Source organism: Cryobacterium glucosi, assembly GCF_004402235.1.
GTDB lineage: Bacteria > Actinomycetota > Actinomycetes > Actinomycetales > Microbacteriaceae > Cryobacterium > Cryobacterium glucosi.
In genome coordinates this window covers 23,527-44,093 of record NZ_SOFS01000024.1, presented here as the reverse complement: position 1 = coordinate 44,093, position 20,567 = coordinate 23,527, and the positions used below count along the sequence as shown (strand labels likewise).

Here is a 20,567-nt window from a genome sequence, read left to right as displayed (position 1 = left end):
TAGGTAAGGGGCCTCTTTCCCTGTCCCACCGCGACCCCCTCGCTGCGCTCGCTTCCCAACCCCCCACACCCAACGGCATTGTGTGGGGGGTTGGGAAGTAAAGGGGTAGCGGTGGGACAGGGAAAGAGAAAGAAGTGTGAGGGAGAGAGAAGAAGAAGAAAAAGAGAAAAGAGAAATACATAGACAAGTACAAAGAACAGAGGGAGCAACGGTAATAGCAGGGCGAACAGAGTCAGGAAATCAGGAGCTTCAAGGTGGGCCGAGATTGCGAAGTGGCGGACCAGGGGAGTGCGATTGGCGACTGACTGGGAGGAATGCGTCCGAGCAGATGGATGCAATCGGAAGCGCAGGCATCCTCGGAGTCGTGGCCCCCAGTCGTGGTCACACTGGCCCGCTGTGGTCTGATTTCTCGCCAGGGCCGCCGTAGCGTTTCAAGAATGAGCAGTGAAGCGGCGTTGACGCCGAAGAGAATGCGACTGCGGTACTCCGGGCCATGCCGCATATGCGACGTCGAAATCCTTGCGGGGACCATGGCACTCTACGAACGCGAAACCAAGACGGTCGCCTGCCTGACGTGCGCTCAGGATTCGGCGGTGGCCACTCCATCCGTCCCCGGCCCGATTGAACGCAGCCCTGTCGACACAGACGCGGTCACGAGCCCGGAGCCAGCAACCGAGGACCTCGAGGTGTTTGGGGGTACAGCCGGCGCATCGGCCCAGCGAGAGCACGACCGCCGCAAAGACAAGCGTGAGACAAGGATCCGTGAGAAACACCCGCATATTGGTGGGCTCATCCTGGCGCTGAGCGACGAGCCGCAGAGCACCCGGGCGTGGGCCGTCGGGGCGCAGGGCGAGGTGGCCCTGGGCCAACGGCTCGACAAGCTCAGCGGGAGTGGCGTTCACGTTTTGCACGACCGTCGCATTCCTCCGACGCGAGCCAATATCGATCACATTGCGGTCTGCCCCTCGGGAGTCTTCGTCATCGACGCGAAGAAGTACCAAGGTCGCCCTCGGCTGCAGATCGAAGGAGGTCTGTTCCGGCCCCGAACCGAAACGCTCATGGTAGGGTCGCGCAAACAAGACGGGCTGGTTGCTGGTGCGCTCAAGCAGGTCGCGCTAGTTAGGGCCGCGCTCGACGACGCAGGCATCGACGGCATCCCCGTGCATGGGATGCTCTGTTTCGTCGGAGCGGACTGGCCGCTTCTCGGTGGCGACTTCATCATTGCTGGGGTTCACGTTCTGTGGCCCAAGAAAGCTGTGGAGCACCTGCAGAAGACGGGGCCTCTCAACGAGCCGGTAATGCTGCAGATCCGCCGAGCCCTCGCGTCGGCCTTCCCGCCGGCGTGACGTAACAAATCGCAATCGCCTTGACCTCGATTGTCTGCGGTCCCTGGTAGATCAGGGTAGGACAGAGTCGAGCTACAACGGGAGGAAGCATGGGCTCCGTGACGTCCTACGAAACGGCGAGGGGCAAGCGCTACCGGGTGCGGTACCGCACTCCTGATCGGCACCAGACCGACAAGCGCGGATTTCGCACCAAGCGGGAGGCCGAAGACTTCTTAGCCTCCGTCGAGGTCTCGAAGATGCGCGGCGAGTGGGTCGATCCAACCCGGTCGAAGGTCAACGTCGGTGAGTGGGCCGAGGCCTGGTACTCGGCGCAGCTGCAGATCAAGCCGACGACGCGGGCCGGGTACCGCCTGTACCTGGACAAGCACGTGCTGCCGAAGTGGGGGACAGTCCCATTGCGCAGCGTGCAGCACGCCGATGTGCAGCGCTGGGTGAGCAGTCTGGCGGCGACGCTCGCGCCGTCGACCGTGCGGCAGATTCACTTGGTCCTGGCCGGCACGCTGAATTACGCCGTCAGGGACGGGCGCCTCGTGAAGAGCCCGAGCGACGACATCCGCTTGCCGCGGATCGTTCGCACGCCGCGTGGGTACCTCACGCACGACCAGGTCGCCCGGCTGGCCCGCGACTGTGGAGAGTTCGGCGACGTCGTGCGGTTCCTGGCGTACACCGGGCTGCGCTGGGGCGAGATGGCCGCGTTGAAGGTGGGGCGGGTTGATCTCAGCAGGCGGCGGATCGAAGTCGCCGAAGCGGTCTCGGAGGTCGGCGGGGCCGCTGTCTGGGGGACACCGAAGGGTCACGGCCGCCGATCCGTGCCGTTCCCGGCGTTGCTGGCCACCGAGCTTGCGCAAAGGTGCCAGGGCAAGCGCCAGAAAGACCTCGTCTTCACGAGCGCGTCGGGTGCGTGGCTGCGCAACGGCAATTTCCGGCACCGGCACTTCGACCCCGCGCTGACGCTCATCCGCGAGGGACGCAGCACCCCGGACGATCCCACCCTGAACGTGGAGGCCGACCCAAACTTCCCCGTCGTGACCCCGCACGACCTGAGGCACACGGCTGCGTGGCTGGCGGTGTCGGCGGGGGCAAGCGTGAAGAGCGTGCAACGGATGCTCGGCCACGCCTCGGCTGCGATGACGCTCGACGTCTACGCCGACCTGTTCGACGACGACCTTGATGCCGTCGCCTGCGCACTCGATGACCAAGCGAATGCTTCAGGGCGCGGATAAGACGGCTGAGCTCTGGGACCTCCGCTGTCGCTGTGCGCTCGTAGGGGAGAGTGCGCGCGGATTTGAGCTGATCGACCGATATGTTTGGCGGAAGGACCATGCGTGCGCGTATCGAGTTCTCGATCGCGGGTTCATGCTCGGTGGTGGAAGCCCGCTTGCCTGTGAGCGATGTGGCCGTGGGAGGACATGTGATGGAGATCGATTCGGGTCAGGCAGTCGACAGCAAACGCTTAGGGACTGGCGGGCGCCAGCGGGGTATCGTAGCGATCCTGCTCATTCTGGTCGCCATTGACGCTGTATTGATGATGGTTGGGCCGTTCCGTGGACGAGGGTATGTCGTGTCGGTGATCGCTGCGGCAGTGCTGGTCGTGGCTGGCATGCTTTACCAGCGGCGCGTCATGAACGAGCTGCGGGCTGCCATGCTCCGAGCTGATCCCGGCGCGAGGGTGATCCTCGGGCAGCTGACGCGCACGTCCCCAACTCCGGCCGCGATCGCTGGTTTTCACCAAAGCTCCTCTATCAACCGGAGCAGCTGGCAGGTGGGAATCTCGATTCGGGCGAACTCACTGGAGACCTGGGCCTGGGACAGCCGCACTCCCCGTCGCGCCGGCCGGATTGCGCGTTCCTTGATCGCGGCGGTGACTATCGACTCTGGCTATGTGATAAACCGGCCTCGCGATTGTCTGCGGATCGAGTGGATGGATCGCGGAACGACGCAATGGATCGAGCTTGCGCCCATCGACTTGGATCGGATAATTCCGAGATTCATGAACAGCGCTGCGATTGAACGAGCCACCGTCGGGCTGCGCATTGAAGCCACGGGATCGCTGATCGAATGACCCTCTTCTTTTGGCCACTGAACATTAACGGCCTAAAAGTGCACCGGTACGTCTCCGCGAAATCGCAGTCTGAAAGGCGTTGCAACCGCCCTCGATGACCACGCAACTATTTCAACTGTGGGCAAAATGTGGGCAAAAGCCGTATTCGAGGCCGGAGTAAACACATCCGTTAACGAGAAAAACCCCGGATAACCGGGGATTTCAGCGGGTGGCCCCGACGGGCGTCGATCCCGTGACCTCTCGATTTTCAGTCGAACGCTCTACCAACTGAGCTACAGGGCCAGAAAGTAACTCGAGAAGTCGCTTTCCAAGGAAAAAACCCTCTCTCGCGAAAGGGCGTTTTACCTTTGCGACCCTGACCGGACTTGAACCGGCGACCTCCGCCGTGACAGGGCGGCGCGCTAACCAACTGCGCTACAGGGCCTCACAATGAGAACCAAACGTACGTTTTCATTTATTCGGTGTTACTTGTACTGATTTACTACCTGCTTATTGTTGCACATTCAGTTAGGCAGGTTGCGTAGCCCCAACGGGATTCGAACCCGTGTTAACGCCGTGAAAGGGCGCCGTCCTAGGCCTCTAAACGATGGGGCCGAGACGCCATAAACATCATGGCTACCGACGAGTAAGCATACGGTCTCTTGGGTGAAAACCCCAAATCGGCACGTGGACCGATGCCCGCGGCGTGTCGCCCGCGCCCCGGCGCGCCCGCGAATGGCGGCCGATCCGCCCGGTTGGGGGTTAGATTCGGGTCCGATAGCGGGCGATACTGGCGCGAACTTGTTACTGTGAAAAGAGTGGCATCGTGACCAGTGTGTTCACGCGGTGCCCAATCAGGGAGTTCTATGCGCAAGGCAGTGACGAGTGACCGCGGGGCCAGCGAACAGTCGGGTCCACTGCGGCCGGCCGGCGGACGCCGCGTTCACGGTCATCGGGGCCTGTTCAGAGGCACCGCCGCAATGGCCCTCGCCACGGCTCTCGCCCTCATCGTGACGCTCGTGATTCCCGCCGGCGGCGCCCAGGCGGTCGACTACCCGAGCTGGCAGGACGTGCAGAACGCGAAGTCGAACACGGCCGCCGCGTCCGCCAAGGTCACCGAAATCCAGAATCTGATCTCGAATCTTCAGACCCAGGTCGCCCAGACCCAGGCCGAGTCCGAAAAGCGCGGCGCCGAACTCCGGGTCGCCCAGCAGAACTACGACGACGCCGCCCGCCGCGCATCCGACCTCCAGGCCCAGGCCGACGCGAGCAAGGCGACAGCGGATGCCGCGACGAAGCAGGCCGGTCAGCTCGCGGCCCAGCTCTATCGCACGGGAGGCACCGACCTCACCGTCAACCTCCTCCTCGACGGCGAGGCGAGCGGCACAGGCGCCGACGCCCTGCTCTCCAAGCTCGGCAGCATGAGCAAGATGGTCGAACGCAGCACGGGCGTCTACGAGGAGGCCCAGGCCGCCACGAACTCGGCTCAGGCGCTCGGAGACCAGGCCAAGATCGCCCAGACCGAACGCGAGACACTCAACATTGCGGCGCAGGCCGCGATGGTCGCCGCGCAGGCCGCCGCGGAGGCCGCCGCGAACGCTCTCGCCGAGTCAGAGTCCAAGAGTGTCGAACTCGCCGCCCAGCTCGCCTTCATGCAGGACGCCCAGGCGTCCACGACGGCCGGCTATGAGGCCGGCGTGGCCGAGCGAGCGCGCCTCGCTGCCATCGAGGCTGCCCGGGTCGCCGCAGCGGCCGCCGCCGCAGCGGCCGCCAACCGTGCCAGTTCGGGAAGCAGTGGTGGCGGAAGCGCCGGTGCCGGACTCGGCGGCGGGTACATCAGCTCCCAGGGCTGGGCCGTTCCGGCCAGCGGGCGAATCACCGACGGGTTCGGCCCGCGAGCAGTGATCTGCGGTTCCACTGGTTGCAGTAAGGGCTACCACAGCGGCACGGACATCGGCGCCGGCTGCGGCGCCCCGATCTATGCGGCCCACGATGGCGTGGTCACCTACGCCGGCCCCAACGGGACCTACGGCAATTACATTCAGATCGACAATGGCGGCGGGGTATCGACCGGATACGCGCACATCCGCGCTGGCGGAATCTTCGTCTCGAACGGCCAGAGCGTGAGCGCCGGGCAGAACATAGCCAGCGTCGGGATGACCGGCGCAGCCGACGGATGCCACCTGCACTTTGAAGTGCGCGTCAACGGCCCCCAAATCAATCCACAGCCCTTCATGGCGAGCAGGGGAGCAACACTTGGCTAACGACGGCACGTCCTTCACGAAACGGAAGCCCGTGCGCCTCTTCGCCGCGGCCGTCGCGATCGGCGCGGTCTCGGCATCCGTCGGCATCATCGCTCCCGCCGCCTACGGCGACCAGGGTTACCCCAGCTGGGACGACGTACAGAACGCGAAAGCCAATGAGGCGACGAAGCAGGCCGAGATCGAGAAGATCACGGCGCTGCTGACCGGCCTGCAAACGGCGGCGGATGCCGCGTCCAAGGCCTCGCAGGTCGCCGCGGAGGCGTACCGGGTCTCCCAGGACGAGCTCGACGCCGCCACCCTGCGTGAGACGAGCCTGACCGAACAGGCCGCGACCGCGTCGAAGAAGGCGGACACCTCGAAGATGCGGGCCGGCCTGATCGCCGCGCACCTGGCCAAGACCGGCGCGCAGGACCTCTCGCTCAACCTGTTCCTCAACGGCAGCAGCGCCGACGACCTCCTCGAGCAGCTCGGAACCGCGAGCAAGCTCAGCGAGCAGTCCGAGACCATCTACCGGGAGGCCGTCCAGGACAAGAACTCGGCAGAGTCCCTCGGCGGGCAGGCCGCCGCGGCGACCGTCGAGCGCACCCGGCTCACGGGCGAGTCCATGACGAAGTTCGATGCGGCAAGTGGCGCGGCCCAGGCCGCGGAAGCCGCCCTCGAGGCCGAGCAGCAGAAGTCGAACGATCTCTACGGGCAGCTCGCCCTCCTCAAGGACACCACGGCAGACACCGAGCGTTCCTACCAGGCCGGTGTGGATGCCGCGGCTGCGGCGGCCGCGCTCGCTGCGGCGCAGTCCGCGGCAGCGGCCAGGGCTGCCGCAGACCAGGCGGCGTCGGCCGCGCGGGCCGCAGCCGCGTCTGCTGCTGCTGCGGCTCAAGCCCAGGCTCCGGCCGCGGGCGGCGGGAGCAATTCGGGATCCGGCAGCTCCGGGTCCGGCAGTTCGGGATCCGGCAGCAGCTCCGGCTCCGGCAGCTCGGGATCCGGCTCGTCCTCGGGCGGCGGCGCGGCGACCGCGCCCGCTCCGAACGCGAGCGCCGTGCAGACCGCAATCGCCTTCGCCCGCGCTCAGCTCGGCGACCGCTACCTCCTCGGCGGCTCGGGCCCCGACGCGTGGGACTGCTCCGGTCTGACCAAGGCCGCCTATGCCGCGGCCGGGGTCTACATCGGCACCCATTCCGCCACGAACCAGTACAACACCATGGCCAGCCAGGGCCGGCTCGTCTCCTTCAGTAACGTGCAGGTCGGGGACCTCGTCTTCTGGGGCAGCGGCGGCGACTACTACCACGTGGCCATCTACGTCGGCGGTGGCCAGGTTCTCGAGGCCCCCGACGTCGGCAAGCCCGTGCGCATCCACTCAATCTGGTCGCCCGGCGACGTCGCGTCCTACGTGGGCCGCCCCACCGGCTGACCCGACCGCCCCTCGCCCGTCCCGTCCCGTCCCGCAGCGCTCGCACCCTCCCGCGCGCCATTTCCGCCGCTACGCTGCCGGCATGCCTGGCGCGCAGTGGCGCACGTGGCGCGCGAGAGCGGATGCCGGGGGGTCCGCGACGCAGAAAGGCCCCCCGGAGCGATCCGGGAGGCCTTCGTGGTGCGGCAGCGCGCGAGCGCGACGCACGAAGCGCGCTAGAGGTCAGTGGCCCTCGGCGGCGAGCTTCTTGATGCCGTCTTCGACGATCTGGTTGGCTTCGGCGGCGTCGCCCCAGCCCTCCGTCTTGACCCACTTGTTCGGTTCGAGGTCCTTGTAGTGCTCGAAGAAGTGCTCGATCTCCTTGCGGGTGTACTCCGGGATGTCGAGGACGTCCTGGATGTGGTCCCAGCGGGGGTCGCCCGCGGGAACGGCGATGACCTTGGCGTCAGAGCCGCCGTCATCCGTCATGTTGAAGACACCGACCGGACGCACCGAGACGCCGACGCCGGGGAACAGCGGGAAGTCGAGCAGCACGAGAACGTCGACGGGATCGCCGTCGAGGCCGAGGGTGTTCTCGAAGAACCCGTAGTCCGTCGGGTACACGAAGCTCGTGTAGAGCACACGGTCGAGGTAGACCCGTCCGGTCTCGTGGTCGACCTCGTACTTGTTGCGGCTTCCCCGGGGAATTTCGATTACTGCGTCATATGCGGCCATGGCCTGGTCTCTCCCTTGTTCACAGTCTCCGGATAACGTTACTGGATGGAGTCAACGCGCCGCCCGAGACTGACACCGGAGATCGCCGACATCCGCCGGGCGATCCGCGCCGTGCTGGCGGACGCCGGGCTCGGCTCCTCAGTGACGCCGCAGGCTTCCGGGTCCGAACCCTCCGCCCCGGGCGCCTCCGTCCCCGGCGCCTCCGCACCAGACGCCGAAACGCGCGGCCTCGTCCTCGTCGGCCTCAGCGGCGGCCCGGATTCGCTCGCGCTCGCGGCCGGGACTGCCTTCGAGGCAGCGCGGGCGGGACTCCGCGCCGGGGCCGTGATCGTCGACCACGCCCTGCAGCCCGGGTCCGCGGACGTCGCCGCCGAGGCCGCCCGGCAGGCAGCGGCCCTCGGCCTCGACCCCGTGCTCGTCGTGCGCATCACCGTCGACCACGGCGAGAACCACCGGGGGAGTGCCGCAGACACCGACCCCGCCGAGACCTACAGCGGCCCGGAGGCCGCGGCCCGCACCGGCCGCTATGCCGCGTTCGTCCGTGCACTCGCCGACACCGGCGCGAGCCACGTGCTGCTCGGTCACACGCTCGACGACCAGGCCGAAACCGTGCTGCTCGGCCTCGCCCGCGGCTCCGGCCCGGTCAGCCTGCACGGCATGCTGCGGGTCAGCGGCGCGTACCTCCGCCCCCTGCTCGGGATCCGCCGCGCCCAGACCGTCGCCGCCTGCACGGATGCCGGCCTCACCCCCTGGACGGACCCGCACAACGCGGAACACCGGTTCGCCCGCGTCAGGGTGCGCGACACGGTCCTGCCGGCGCTCGAGCGCGAGCTCGGACCCGGTGTCGCCGAAGCACTCGCCCGCACCGCGGACCTGTTACGGGAAGACGCCGCAGCCCTCGACGAACGCGCGGCGGAGCTCGCCGGCGGATCCTTCGAGATCGTCGCAGGCGGCATCCGTGTGCCCGTCGAGGTGCTCGCCGAACAGCCCGCCGCGCTCCGGAACCGGCTGATCCGGCTCGCGGCGGCACGCACAGTCCTGCGCGCCGCCGGTGCCGGCGCTGGCACCGTCGTGATGGCCCTGCCCCGCGGGGCGACCCTGGCCGTCGGCCGGCTCGTGACCGATTGGCACGGCCAGGGCCCGCTCGACCTGCCAGGCGTTAGAGTTGTACGGCACGATGGCTGGCTCGTCTTCACCGGGCCCGGCCTCGCACGGCACGCACGGCCAACTGAATACGCACAAAGCAAAGGACCCTCCCTCCCCCATGGAACCCCGCGACATTGATGGCGACCTCACCGAAATCCTGATCGAAGAAGAGCAGATCCACGGCCGCCTCGCCGAACTCTGCCGCCGGATCGAAGCCGACTACGCGGGCAAGGATCTCCTGCTCGTCGGTGTCCTCAAAGGCGCAGTGATGGTGATGGCCGACCTGGCCCGCGAACTCAAGCATCCGATCGCGATGGACTGGATGGCGGTGAGCTCATACGGCTCCGGAACCCAGTCGAGCGGCGTCGTCCGGATCCTCAAGGACCTCGACACCGACCTGCACGGCCGCAACGTGCTCATCGTCGAGGACATCATCGACTCCGGCCTGACCCTTTCCTGGCTGATCGCGAACCTCAAGTCCCGCCAGCCGGAATCCGTCGAGATCTGCGCGCTGCTCCGCAAGCCGGACGCCGCCCGGGTCGACATCGACGTCAAGTACCTCGGCTTCGACATCCCGAACCAGTTCGTCGTCGGTTACGGCCTCGATTATGCCGAGAAGTACCGCAACCTGCGTTCCGTTGCCGTGCTCGCCCCGCACATCTACTCCTGAGAAGCGGATGCCTGCCTCGGCCTCGCATCGCGCTCAGGGCGAACACACGGTGACCGCTCAGTGCGGGCACGGTAGCCTGACAACACGATGAACGTCAAGAAGCTACTCCGCGGGCCACTCCTCTACATCATTCTGGCGATTATCGCCGTCTGGATAGGGTCGAGTCTGATCACCATGTCCGGGTTCCGAGAGATTCCGACCGCACAGGGACTCCAGTTCCTCAAGGACGGAAAGGTCTCGGAGGCCAAGATCGTCGACGGCGAGCAGCGCGTCGACCTCACACTGTCCCAGGCCGACGACAAGCTCGGCACCAAGGTGCAGTTCTACTACGTCGCTCCGCGCGGCACCGAGGTCGTCAACGCCGTCACGAGCGCCGACCTGTCCGGCGGCTTCACCGATGAGGTGCCGCAGACCAACTGGTTCGTGACCCTGCTCGGCTACCTGCTCCCCGTGATCCTGATCGGCGGGTTCGCCTGGCTGATGCTTTCGGGCATGCAGGGCGGCGGCAACAAGGTCATGCAGTTCGGCAAGTCGAAGGCCAAGCTCGTCTCGAAGGAGAGCCCGCAGGTCACCTTCGCGGACGTCGCCGGCGCAGACGAGGCCATCGAAGAGCTCGAAGAAATCAAGGACTTCCTCAAGGAGCCCGCGAAGTTCCAGGCCGTCGGAGCGCGCATCCCCAAGGGTGTGCTGCTCTACGGCCCTCCCGGAACCGGTAAGACCCTGCTCGCCCGCGCCGTCGCAGGCGAGGCCGGGGTGCCGTTCTACTCGATCTCCGGCTCCGACTTCGTCGAGATGTTCGTCGGCGTCGGCGCGAGCCGCGTCCGCGACCTGTTCCAGCAGGCCAAGGAGAACGCCCCCGCGATCATCTTCATCGACGAGATCGACGCCGTCGGCCGCCACCGCGGCGCCGGCATGGGCGGCGGGCACGACGAACGCGAGCAGACCCTCAACCAGTTGCTCGTCGAGATGGACGGCTTCGACGTCAAGGCGAACGTCATCCTGATCGCCGCGACCAACCGCCCAGACATCCTCGACCCCGCGCTGCTCCGACCCGGCCGCTTCGACCGCCAGATCGGCGTCGACGCCCCCGACATGCTCGGCCGCAAGAAGATCCTCGAGGTGCACGCCAAGGGCAAGCCGATGGCGCAGGGAGTCGACCTCGAGGTCCTCGCCCGCAAGACCCCCGGCTTCACCGGCGCTGACCTCGCCAACGTCCTCAACGAGGCCGCCCTGCTGACCGCACGCTCGAACGCGCAGTTGATCGACAACCGCGCCCTCGATGAGGCCGTCGACCGGGTGATGGCCGGTCCGCAGCGCCGCACCCGCATCATGCGCGACAAGGAAAAGCTGATCACCGCCTATCACGAGGGCGGCCACGCCCTCGTCGCGAGCGCAATGAACAACACGGACCCTGTCACGAAAATCACCATCCTTCCCCGCGGCCGTGCCCTCGGTTACACGATGGTCATGCCGCTCGAAGACCGTTACTCCGTCTCCCGCAACGAACTCCTCGACCAGCTCGCCTACGCGATGGGCGGCCGTGTCGCGGAAGAGATGATCTTCCACGACCCGACCACCGGCGCGAGCAACGACATCGAGAAGGCCACGGCGACCGCCCGCAAGATGGTCACCGAGTTCGGCATGAGCGCCGCCGTCGGCCCGCTCAAGCTGGGCCAGGCGTCCGGTGAGATGTTCCTGGGTCGCGACATGGGCCACCAGCGCGACTACTCCGAGCGCCTCGCCGAGAGCGTCGACACCGAGGTGCGCCTGCTGCTCGAGGCCGCCCACGACGAGGCATACGAGGTGCTCGGCAAGAACCGCGCCATTCTCGACACGCTCGCCGCGGAACTGCTCGAGCACGAGACCCTCGGCCAGACCGAACTCGCGCCGATCTTCGCCGGCATCGAAAAGCTCCCGCCGCGCCCGCAGTGGCTCTCGAGCGACAAGCGCCCGGTCTCGGACGTTCCCCCCATCGAGATGCCGCTGCCCAAGGCGCCCATCGAAGAGGGCATCGTTGACGGCGGAGTGTCCAGTGGAGACGCCGCAGAGACCAAGCCCAAGCGCGCGCCCGCCCGCACCCCGCGGCCCGCCACCGCCTAGGCCCCGGGTGGCAGTCGACAGGGCCCGAATCGAGGGTCTCGTCTCGGAGCTCCTCGCGGCGATCGGCGACGATCCGAACCGGCCGGGACTCGCCGACACGCCGCGCCGCGTCGCCGAGTCCTATGGGGAGTTCTTCGCCGGGCTCGGAACGGACCCGCTCGACCTGCTGCGCGACACCATCCCGGTCGGCCCGACGACGGGCGAGCTCGTGCTCGTGCGCGACCTCGACTTCCGGTCGGTCTGCGAGCATCACCTGCTCCCGTTCCTCGGCCGCGCCCACATCGCCTACCTGCCCGGCGAGAAGGTCGTCGGCCTCGGCCGGCTGCCCGCCCTTGTCGATTGCCTCGCCGCCCGCCCCCAGGTACAGGAACGCCTGACCGAGGAGATCGCGGAGGCGCTCCAGACCGGTCTGGAGCCCCGCGGCATCCTCGTTGTGCTCGACGCCGTGCACGGGTGCGTCACGACGCGCGGCGCCCGCCAGGTCAACAGCTCGACCGTCACACTCGCCGTACGCGGCGAACTCGCCGAACCGGCCCGCCGCGCCGAAGTGATGGCCCTGATCGGCGCAGGCTCATGACCCGCATCATGGGCGTGCTCAATGTCACGCCCGATTCCTTTAGCGACGGCGGCAAGTGGGCGTCGACGGATGCCGCGATCCGGCACGGTCTCCTGCTCCGGTCCGAAGGCGCGGACGTCATCGACGTCGGCGGCGAATCGACGAGGCCGGGCGCCGGCCGCGTCGCCCCCGCCGTCGAACAGGCCCGGGTTATCCCCGTGATCACCGAGCTCGCCCGGCAGGGCCTCGTGCTGAGCGTCGACACCCTCAACGCCTCGACCGCCCGCGCGGCCGCGGCCGCGGGGGCGAGCATCATCAACGACGTCTCCGGTGGCCTCGCCGACCCGCTGATGGCCAGCGTCGCCGCCGAGAGCGGCCTCACCTTCATCGCGATGCACTGGCGCGGCCACGCCCGCACCATGGACGACCTCGCGGTCTACGGCGACGTCGTCGCCGACGTCCGGGCCGAACTCGCCTGGCGCGTCGAGGCCCTCGTCGCCGCAGGGGTGCCACGGGAGCGGATCGTGCTCGACCCCGGCCTGGGGTTCTCCAAGCTCCCCGCCCACAACTGGGCCCTGCTCGCCAACCTCGCGGCCTTCGACATGCTCGGCCTTCCCGTCATGATCGGCGCCTCCCGCAAACGCTTCCTCGCGACCGCGCTCCCGGACGACGCCCCGATCGCCGCCCGTGACCTGCCGAGCGCCGTGGTGAGCGTGCTCGCCGCCCAGGCCGGCGCCTGGGCCGTGCGCGTGCATGACGTGGCGGCAACCCGCGCGGCCCTGAAGGTGCTTGCGCTCGTGGAGTCGGCCAGAATAGAGCCATGATCCGCGATTGCATCACTCTCACCGGGCTGCGGGTCACCGCTCACCACGGCGTCTACGACTTCGAGCGTGAGAACGGCCAGGATTTCGTGATCGACGTCACAGTCTGGCTCGACCTGCACGCCGCGGCGTCGAGCGACGACGTCAGCCGCACCATCCACTACGGCGAACTCGCGATCGAGGTGACGGAGGCGGCGGCGGTCAACCCGGTCGACCTGATCGAGACGGTCGCGGAGCGGATCGCGGGCGTCGTGCTCGCCCACCCCGCCGCCGAGACCGTGCAGGTCACCGTGCACAAGCCGCAGGCCCCGATCAGTGTCCCCTTCACCGATGTCTCCGTGCAGATCACGAGGTCCCGGCCGTGAACCCCGCCCCCGTGACGCCGAACCCCGCCCCTGAGGTGTCGCAAATCGACGTTCACGAGGCTCGCGAAGGTCGATTTGCGACACCTCACGAGGCTGTGGACGCGGTGTTGTCGCTCGGGAGCAACCTGGGTGACCGGGAGGCGACCCTCGAAGCCGCCGTCCGAGACCTCGGGAAGGTGCCCGGGCTCTCCGTCACCGGGGTATCTCCGCTCTACGAGTCCGCTGCCGTGAAACCGGACGGGGTCGACGAGGACGCTCCCCGGTACTTGAACCTGGCCGTCGGCATCCGCTTCACCGGAGACGCCCTCACCCTGCTCGACGCGGTCAACACCATCGAAAACGAGCACGGCCGGGTGCGCTCCGAGCGCTGGGGCGACCGCACCCTCGATATCGACGTCGTCGTCTTCGGGGCGCTCGAACAGGCGGATGCACGGCTCACCCTCCCGCACCCGCGTGCGGCAGACCGCGACTTCGTCCTCGCCCCCTGGCTCGACCTCGACCCGGACGCGGTGCTGCCGGGCCGCGGACCCGTGTCCGGTCTCCTCGCCGCGATCGGTTCGACCGTGCGCCGCTATCCGGCCCAGGAGGCGAGCCGATGAAGCGCACGCGTGCTTCCGTGATCGTCGCCTGGGTGCTCGGCGCCCTCGTCGGCGGGCTGCTGCTCGAGCTTGCGCTCGCGGCCGCCGGCCGTTCGATCCTGCTGCCGCCGGCGAGCCTCGCCCTCGCCCTCGTGCTCTGCGCGATCGTGGTCTTCGGCCTGGCCTGGCCGATCCGGAAGTCAACGAGAGGCGCCCTGGACGGCAAGCCGCGCAAGCCGGTCAACCCGTTCATGGCGGTTCGCGTCGCCGCGCTCGCAAAGGCATCCGCGTACAGCGGGGCCTTGCTGCTCGGAGCCGCCGGCGGCCTCGGCCTCTATCTGCTGACCCGTTCGGTGACTCCGGCGGTAGCATCGGTATGGCTCACCATTGGGATGGCGTTCGGCGCAGCGGTCCTTCTGGTGAGTGGTTTGGTTGCCGAGCATTTCTGTACTCTCCCTCCGGACGACGACGAGAACAGCAAACGAGGAGAAGTGCGTGCCTGACACCACTGAGGGATTCGCCGCCCCGGTACCCCCTGCCCCCGCACCCGTTGCCGTGTCGGTTTCCGAACCGGCACCCGAACTCGCCCAGACCCTCGACCCGGCCGGTCGCCTCGAACTGCCCGTCGCCGGCGAGTGGAAACGGGTCTCTCCGCGTTACGTCGTCGTCGAAATCGTCGGGACGGTGATCTTCGGACTCGTCCTCTGCGCCGGTGCGACCGCCCTCTGGCTCCTCGCCGAGGTCTCCTGGGCGCCGATCGTGCTCGCCCTGATCGTCGTCGTGACCCTGGTCGTCGTCTTGTTCGAGCCCCGCCGGGTGCGCTCGATCGGCTACCAGCTCCGGCAGGACGACCTCCTCTTCCGCCGCGGCATCATGTTCCAGCGTTTCGTCTCGGTGCCGTACGGCCGGATGCAGCTCATCGATGTCACCCGCGGCCCGGTCGCCCGCTGGCTCGGCCTTGCCGACCTCAAGTTCGTCACCGCCGCCGCATCCTCCGGTGTGCTCGTTCCCGGCCTTGCCTTCGACGACGCCGAGGCGCTCCGTGACCGGCTCATCGAACTCGCCGAGAGTCGCCGGGCGGGACTGTGACCACCCTCGCCGACGGGGAGTGGCACCGGCTGCACCCGGCGAGCCCGCTGCTGCGCGGCGGACTCTTCATCGTGGCTATCCTCGGTTTCATCATCAGCAACCTCCGTGAGCGCCTGATCGACTTCTTCTTCCACGTGCCGACCTACGGCGACGACCCGATCGACGAGCTCTTCCGCCGTGGCGCGGTCGGCTGGGCGCTGCTCGGGGTCGTCGTTATCCTCGTCGTGATCCTGGTCGCCTTCTACCTGTCGTGGCGGATGCACACCTTCCGCGTCAGCGGCGAGGTCGTCGAGGTGCGCAGCGGGCTCGTCTTCCGCAGCAACCGCCGCGCCCGCCTCGACCGCATCCAGGGCGTCAACATCGTGCGCCCTTTCATCCCGCGGCTCTTCGGTGCAGCGAAACTCGAAGTCAGCGTCGCCGGCCAGGACGCCAACGTGCACCTCGCCTACCTCGGCTCCGCGGCAGCGGATGCCCTCCGCCGCGACATCCTGCACCTCGCCTCCGGAGCCCGCGCGGCCGCGGCACTTCCCTCCGATGCCGCGCCCGACGCCGCGGCGGAGGGCGAGGACTGGGTCGAGCACGCGGGCACCCGGGCGGCGGGCAGTGCCCTCGGCCCGTCCCTCGGCAGTGCCATCGGCACCGCGGCCGGCGGCATCGCCGGCGGGATCGGCGGCTTCGCGACCGACCGGGCCCACGAGTTCTTCGCCCCCGAGCTCGACCCGGACGCCGCGCCGCCCGAATCCGTTGTGCGGATCCCCCCGGGTCGCCTGATCGGCTCCGTGATCTTCAGCGGCTTCACCGTGTTCGTGCTGATCGCGATCGCGGTGCTGATCTGGAGCGTCTCCGCCGGCGGCAGCGGCTGGCTGCTCATCGCGATCTTCCCCGGACTGATCGGGAGCCTCAGCTTCTACGTCAACCGCTTCACGAAGTCCCTGCGCTACAGCATCGCGGGCACGCCGGACGGGGTGCGCGTGGGCTTCGGCCTGCTCTCGGTGAGCAACGAGACGCTCCCGCCCGGCCGCATCCATGCCGTGCGGGTCTCGCAGCCGTTGATCTGGCGCCCGTTCGGCTGGTGGCAGGTGCGCATCAACACCGCTGGCCACTCCACGAACAAGGGCGCCGCCGGCGAGGCGCACACCACCACCCTCCCGGTCGGCACACTCGCCGACGTCGCCAGGGTGCTCGAACTGATCCTGCCCGGTTTCGACAGCGACTCCGGCTCCGAGAACGGCCGGGAGAAGCTGCTCGTCGACCACGGCGTGCGCTCACCCGGCGGTGACGACGGCTACACCAACGCGCCGCGCCGGGCCGCGTGGCTCCGTCCGTTCTCCTGGCGGCGCACGGGCTTCACCGTCGCAGCCGACACGGTGCTCCTGCGCCGGGGTTTCGTCAGCCGGGAACTCACGCTCGTGCCGCTCGCCCGGCTGCAGAGCATCGCGATCGAACAGGGCCCGATCCAGCGGATGCTGCGCCTCGCGAAGCTCCGGGTGCACACCGTCGCCGGCCCGGTCGTCGCCACCCTCCCGGTCATCGACGTCCGAGAGGGGGAGCGCCTGTTCGAGCGCCTCTCCGCGGGAGCGATCTCGTCCGCTCGCGCCGACACCAGTCATCACTGGGCCGACCCCGGGCATCCGCTGAACCGGGCGATGCCAGACCGGCCGGCGCAGACCCTCGCACCGGCAGCGGAGGCGGCGCTGTGAGCGCCCGCCCCGGGCGTCTCGGCATCGGCATCGTCGGTGCCGGCAGGGTCGGCCCGATCCTCGGAGCCGCCCTCGCCGGAGCCGGCCACGCGATCGTCGGCATCTCGGCGATCTCGCAGTCCAGCCGCGACCGGGCGGAGGCGATCCTGCCGTTCGTGCCGATCCTGACCGTGCCCGAGATCGTCGAACGCAGCGAACTCGTGATCCTCGCCGTGCCGGACGCCCAGCTCGCGAGCCTCGTCGCCGGGCTCGCCGCGACGAACACGTGGCAGGCCGGGCAGCTCGTGCTGCACACCTCGGCGAGGTTCGGCATCGGGGTGCTCGCGCCGGCGCTCGCCCAGGGCGCGATCCCGCTCGCCATCCACCCCGCGATGAGCTTCACCGGCACGAGCATCGACCTCGCCCGCCTCGCCGACAGCTATTTCGCCGTCACCGCGCCGACCCCCGTGCTCCCGATCGGGCAGGCGCTCGTCGTCGAGATGGGCGGGGAGCCCGTCGTCGTCGCCGAGGGGGATCGGGCCCGCTACGCCGAGGCCGTCGAGATCGCCACCGCGTTCTCGACGTCCATCGTCGACCAGGCCGCAGCCCTGCTGACCTCGATCGGCATCGACCGGCCGGGCGGCGTGATCGGCCCGCTGATGCGCTCCGCGATGGAGAACGCCCTCTCCCGCACCGCGCCGGACCGCCTCGACCTGTCGGCACTCGACGACGACCTCGACGACCTCGACGATGCCGTCGACCCCGAAGACCCCACCGGCCAGAACGACCGCACCGACCGCACCACAACGGAGGACGAGTGAACGTGCTCATCAAACCAGAAGTCATCGGCACCATCGACGGGCTGCGCGAGCGCATCGCCGCCGCGAAGAGGCGTGCAGAGCCCGGCCCGGCAGCGCGGGTCGTCCTCGTCCCCACCATGGGAGCCCTGCACGCGGGGCACCTGTCGCTCGTGCGTCGCGCCCACGCCCGCGGCGGCATCGTCGTGGTCTCGATCTTCGTCAACCCGCTCCAGTTCGGGCCCACCGAGGACCTCGCGTCCTACCCGCGCACCCTCGACGCCGACGTCGCGGCGCTCGCCGCTGAGGGTGTCGCGTTCGTGTTCGCGCCCGAGGTGTCCACGATGTACCCGGACGGCGCCGCGGACACCCGCGTCACCGCCGGCCCGGTCGCCGCCCTCCTCGAGGGCGCTGTGCGCCCTGGCCACTTCGACGGCATGCTCACGGTCGTGACCAAGCTGATCAACATCGTCGGCCCCGACGTCGTCGTCTTCGGACAGAAGGACGCCCAGCAGGTCTTCCTCGTGCAGCAGGCGTTCGCCGACCTCAACGTGCGCACCGAGATCGATGTCGTCCCGATCGTGCGCGAGGCAAGCGGGCTGGCCCTCTCCAGCCGCAACCGCCGGCTCGAACCCGCGGACAAAGAGGCGGCCCTGGCCCTGTCCGCGGCGCTCACGGCCGCGGTCGCAGCCGCCCCCGACGGGCTGCAGGCGGCCCAGGTCGCCGCGCACACGATCCTCGCCGCCCAGCCACTGGTTAAGCTGGACTATCTCGTGGTCGTGAGCCCGCAAGACTTCCAGCCGGTCGCGGCGGGCTTCACCGGCCCGGCACGGATGCTCGTCGCCGCGCATGTCGGCAGCATTCGGCTGATCGACAACGAGGCCATCGACCTCGGAAGCGCAACCGCCTGAAGCGCTCGCCCGAAGCATCGGCACGACTCGCATGACCGCACGACGCGCACGACCGCACGAGCACGACCTCGCACCTGCACGAACCTGAATCGCCAACGGAGATCCGCATGAGCCAGCACACCGAAACGACCGAGCCGACCGAGCCGACCGCCGAGCAGGCGGTGCAGGCCGAGCAGGCCGAGCAGGTCAGGGTCGAGCAGGAGAACAGCGAGCAGAAGCTCGTGCGCCTCGCCAAGCGCGACCGCCTCATCCAGGCGGCAACCACGCCCGGCGGTGGGGCATACCCGGTCGGCGTTCCCGTCACCGACACGATCCCCGCCGTTCGTGCCCGCTTCGGCGACCTCGAAGCGGATGCCGTCACGGGCGTCACCGTCGGCGTCGCCGGCCGCGTGGTGTTCCTCCGCAACACCGGCAAGCTGTGCTTCGCGAGTCTCCAGGCCGGCGACGGCAGCCGGATCCAGGCCATGGTCTCCCTCGCCGCCGTCGGCGTCGACTCCCTCGCCGCCTGGAAGGACCTCGTCGACCTCGGCGACCACCTCTTCGTCGCCGGAGAGGTCATCTCCTCCCGCCGTGGCGAGCTCTCCATCATGGTCACCGAATGGCAGGTCGCCGCGAAGGCCTTGCTGCCGCTGCCGAACCTGCACTCCGAGCTGAGCGAGGAGACCCGGGTGCGGAGCCGCTACCTCGACCTGATCAGTCGCGAGCAGGCCCGCCGCAGCGTCATCCAGCGCTCGCAGACCGTCGCGAGCCTGCGGAAGACCTTCACGGACCGGAACTTCCTGGAGATCGAGACGCCGATGCTCCAGGTCATGCACGGCGGAGCATCCGCTCGCCCGTTCTCGACCCACAGCAACGCCTTCGACACCGAACTCTTCCTGCGCATCGCGCCGGAGCTGTTCCTCAAGCGCGCGGTCGTCGGCGGCATCGACCGGGTCTACGAGATCAACCGCAACTTCCGCAACGAGGGTGCAGACTCGACGCACTCTCCCGAATTCGCGATGCTCGAGGCCTACGAGGCATACGGAGACTACAACTCGATCGCCGACCTCACCCAGACGCTGATCCAGAACGCGGCGACGGCGGTCTCGGGCTCGCACGTCGTGACCTGGGCGGACGGCACCGAGTTCGACCTCGGCGGCGACTGGGACCGGATCGGCATGTACGACAGCCTGTCCGCCGCGGTCGGCCGCACGATCTCCCCGGAGACCCCCCTCGCCGAGCTGCAGGAGCTCGCGGCCAGGGAGGACGTCGCAGTCGAGCACCCCATCCACGGCAAGTACGTCGAGGAACTCTGGGAGCACTTCGTCAAGGGCGGCCTCACCCGGCCCACCTTCGTGATGGACTTCCCCGTCGACACGAGCCCGCTCGTGCGCGGGCACCGTTCGGTGGCCGGCGTCGTCGAGAAGTGGGACCTTTACGTGCGCGGCTTCGAACTCGCGACCGGGTACTCCGAGCTCGTCGACCCGGTCATCCAGCGGGAGCGTTTCGTCGAGCAGGCCCGCCTCGCGGCCGGCGGCGACCCGGAGGCGATGCGCCTCGACGAAGAGTTCCTGCGCGCCCTCGAGTACGGCATGCCGCCGACCGGTGGCATGGGCATGGGCATCGACCGGCTGCTGATGGCCCTCTCCGGCCTCGGCATCCGCGAGACCATCCTCTTCCCGTTGGTAAAGTGAAGGCCATGAACACCCAGCCGCAGGACGACACCACCCCGGACGAGCCTTCCCAGGCAGCGGATGCCATCGACAAGGCTCCGACGGACTCGGCCTCCGAGCCCAAAGCGCCCAAGGAGCGCCAGCCGATCACGACCAACCGCATCGTGCTGTGGGTGATCGTCGCCGCGATCGGGATCTACTTTGTCGGCACCGGCCTCTACGGCATCCTCGTCAAGTAGTCTGAGGGAACTATGGACTTCTTCTGGGGTGCGTTCTTCTCGATCCTGCCGACGGTCGCGCTCGGATTGATCTTCTGGGTCATCATGCGCTCGATCCTCAGGGCCGACCGCACCGAGCGGAAGGTGTATTCGGAGATCGAGGCCGAAGAGCGCGCGAAGCTCGGGCTCGACAAGCCCGTCACCTAACCTCG

At 68.4% G+C, this 20,567-nt stretch carries 21 protein-coding genes and 3 tRNA genes; 20 read left to right on the top strand and 4 right to left on the bottom strand.

What is annotated here, in order from left to right; translation table 11 throughout:
• Positions 1 to 437 precede the first annotated feature (437 nt).
• From E3O46_RS12135 to E3O46_RS12125, 3 genes are all read left to right on the top strand, one after another.
• Entirely contained in the window at positions 438 to 1,346 is a 909-nt protein-coding gene (locus tag E3O46_RS12135) for a nuclease-related domain-containing protein (RefSeq protein ID WP_241987407.1), read from the top strand.
• An 89-nt stretch (positions 1,347 to 1,435) separates the two neighbouring features.
• Positions 1,436 to 2,569, top strand: a complete 1,134-nt coding sequence (locus E3O46_RS12130; RefSeq protein WP_134561772.1) for a site-specific integrase — start codon at positions 1,436 to 1,438, stop codon at positions 2,567 to 2,569.
• A 98-nt stretch (positions 2,570 to 2,667) separates the two neighbouring features.
• Complete coding sequence (locus tag E3O46_RS12125; RefSeq protein ID WP_134561771.1) at positions 2,668 to 3,408, top strand: hypothetical protein; 741 nt, start codon at positions 2,668 to 2,670, stop codon at positions 3,406 to 3,408.
• Positions 3,409 to 3,617: 209 nt separating this feature from the next.
• On the opposite strand, the gene E3O46_RS12120 is transcribed toward E3O46_RS12125, so the two are convergent.
• The 3 genes from E3O46_RS12120 to E3O46_RS12110 all read right to left on the bottom strand — a co-directional run bounded on the left by E3O46_RS12120 (position 3,618) and on the right by E3O46_RS12110 (position 4,002).
• Positions 3,618 to 3,690, bottom strand: a tRNA-Phe gene (locus E3O46_RS12120).
• A 68-nt stretch (positions 3,691 to 3,758) separates the two neighbouring features.
• Positions 3,759 to 3,832: transfer RNA gene (locus tag E3O46_RS12115), tRNA-Asp, on the bottom strand.
• A 97-nt stretch (positions 3,833 to 3,929) separates the two neighbouring features.
• Positions 3,930 to 4,002 (bottom strand) — tRNA-Glu (locus E3O46_RS12110).
• Between the two features lie 365 nt (positions 4,003 to 4,367).
• On the opposite strand from E3O46_RS12110, the gene E3O46_RS12105 reads away from it, so the two are divergent.
• Positions 4,368 to 5,651: a M23 family metallopeptidase gene (locus E3O46_RS12105; RefSeq protein ID WP_134561770.1), complete on the top strand. Its 1,284-nt coding sequence runs from the start codon at positions 4,368 to 4,370 to the stop codon at positions 5,649 to 5,651.
• Positions 5,644 to 7,059: a C40 family peptidase gene (locus E3O46_RS12100; RefSeq protein WP_134561769.1), complete on the top strand. Its 1,416-nt coding sequence runs from the start codon at positions 5,644 to 5,646 to the stop codon at positions 7,057 to 7,059. Before E3O46_RS12105 ends, E3O46_RS12100 begins: the two co-directional genes overlap by 8 nt.
• Before the next feature lie 222 nt (positions 7,060 to 7,281).
• Here E3O46_RS12100 and E3O46_RS12095 read toward each other — a convergent pair whose 3' ends face one another.
• Positions 7,282 to 7,773: an inorganic diphosphatase gene (locus E3O46_RS12095; protein WP_134446288.1), complete on the bottom strand. Its 492-nt coding sequence runs from the start codon at positions 7,771 to 7,773 to the stop codon at positions 7,282 to 7,284.
• A 45-nt stretch (positions 7,774 to 7,818) separates the two neighbouring features.
• Between E3O46_RS12095 and tilS the strand changes: the two genes are divergently transcribed.
• The 15 genes from tilS (at position 7,819) to E3O46_RS18295 (ending at position 20,562) form a co-directional block, all read left to right on the top strand.
• Positions 7,819 to 9,057, top strand: a complete 1,239-nt coding sequence (tilS, locus tag E3O46_RS12090; RefSeq protein WP_134560050.1) for a tRNA lysidine(34) synthetase TilS — start codon at positions 7,819 to 7,821, stop codon at positions 9,055 to 9,057.
• Positions 9,038 to 9,589: a hypoxanthine phosphoribosyltransferase gene (hpt, locus tag E3O46_RS12085; RefSeq protein WP_134446290.1), complete on the top strand. Its 552-nt coding sequence runs from the start codon at positions 9,038 to 9,040 to the stop codon at positions 9,587 to 9,589. Before tilS ends, hpt begins: the two co-directional genes overlap by 20 nt.
• 87 nt (positions 9,590 to 9,676) lie before the next feature.
• Entirely contained in the window at positions 9,677 to 11,689 is a 2,013-nt protein-coding gene (ftsH, locus tag E3O46_RS12080) for an ATP-dependent zinc metalloprotease FtsH (protein WP_134446291.1), read from the top strand.
• A 7-nt stretch (positions 11,690 to 11,696) separates the two neighbouring features.
• Positions 11,697 to 12,266 (top strand): GTP cyclohydrolase I FolE, encoded by a 570-nt coding sequence (gene folE, locus E3O46_RS12075; RefSeq protein ID WP_134561768.1) that lies wholly within the window; start codon positions 11,697 to 11,699, stop codon positions 12,264 to 12,266.
• On the top strand, positions 12,263 to 13,069 hold the full coding sequence (gene folP / locus E3O46_RS12070; RefSeq protein ID WP_134446293.1) for a dihydropteroate synthase: 807 nt from the start codon (positions 12,263 to 12,265) through the stop codon (positions 13,067 to 13,069). The genes folE and folP overlap by 4 nt, the downstream gene beginning before the upstream one ends.
• Positions 13,066 to 13,431 carry a dihydroneopterin aldolase gene (gene folB, locus E3O46_RS12065; protein WP_134446294.1) on the top strand — a complete coding sequence of 122 codons (366 nt, stop codon included), beginning with the start codon at positions 13,066 to 13,068 and terminating at the stop codon, positions 13,429 to 13,431. Before folP ends, folB begins: the two co-directional genes overlap by 4 nt.
• Positions 13,428 to 14,030 (top strand): 2-amino-4-hydroxy-6-hydroxymethyldihydropteridine diphosphokinase, encoded by a 603-nt coding sequence (gene folK, locus E3O46_RS12060; RefSeq protein WP_241975450.1) that lies wholly within the window; start codon positions 13,428 to 13,430, stop codon positions 14,028 to 14,030. Before folB ends, folK begins: the two co-directional genes overlap by 4 nt.
• The gene (locus E3O46_RS12055) at positions 14,027 to 14,512 is read left to right on the top strand and encodes a DUF3180 domain-containing protein (protein ID WP_134446295.1); all 486 of its coding nucleotides are present in this window, start codon (positions 14,027 to 14,029) and stop codon (positions 14,510 to 14,512) included. Before folK ends, E3O46_RS12055 begins: the two co-directional genes overlap by 4 nt.
• A 115-nt stretch (positions 14,513 to 14,627) precedes the next feature.
• Positions 14,628 to 15,098, top strand: coding sequence for a PH domain-containing protein (locus tag E3O46_RS12050; RefSeq protein WP_174774641.1), 471 nt, complete (start codon positions 14,628 to 14,630; stop codon positions 15,096 to 15,098).
• Positions 15,095 to 16,798, top strand: a complete 1,704-nt coding sequence (locus E3O46_RS12045) for a PH domain-containing protein (RefSeq protein WP_134446296.1) — start codon at positions 15,095 to 15,097, stop codon at positions 16,796 to 16,798. The genes E3O46_RS12050 and E3O46_RS12045 overlap by 4 nt, the downstream gene beginning before the upstream one ends.
• Complete coding sequence (locus tag E3O46_RS12040; protein ID WP_134560058.1) at positions 16,795 to 17,598, top strand: Rossmann-like and DUF2520 domain-containing protein; 804 nt, start codon at positions 16,795 to 16,797, stop codon at positions 17,596 to 17,598. Before E3O46_RS12045 ends, E3O46_RS12040 begins: the two co-directional genes overlap by 4 nt.
• Entirely contained in the window at positions 17,595 to 18,485 is an 891-nt protein-coding gene (gene panC / locus E3O46_RS12035) for a pantoate--beta-alanine ligase (protein ID WP_241987406.1), read from the top strand. The genes E3O46_RS12040 and panC overlap by 4 nt, the downstream gene beginning before the upstream one ends.
• 107 nt (positions 18,486 to 18,592) lie before the next feature.
• Positions 18,593 to 20,158: a lysine--tRNA ligase gene (lysS, locus tag E3O46_RS12030; RefSeq protein WP_134446298.1), complete on the top strand. Its 1,566-nt coding sequence runs from the start codon at positions 18,593 to 18,595 to the stop codon at positions 20,156 to 20,158.
• A gap of 5 nt (positions 20,159 to 20,163) precedes the next feature.
• The gene (locus tag E3O46_RS12025) at positions 20,164 to 20,376 is read left to right on the top strand and encodes a hypothetical protein (RefSeq protein ID WP_134446299.1); all 213 of its coding nucleotides are present in this window, start codon (positions 20,164 to 20,166) and stop codon (positions 20,374 to 20,376) included.
• Positions 20,377 to 20,388: 12 nt separating this feature from the next.
• Positions 20,389 to 20,562 (top strand): hypothetical protein, encoded by a 174-nt coding sequence (locus E3O46_RS18295; RefSeq protein ID WP_166791070.1) that lies wholly within the window; start codon positions 20,389 to 20,391, stop codon positions 20,560 to 20,562.
• Positions 20,563 to 20,567: the final 5 nt, after the last annotated feature.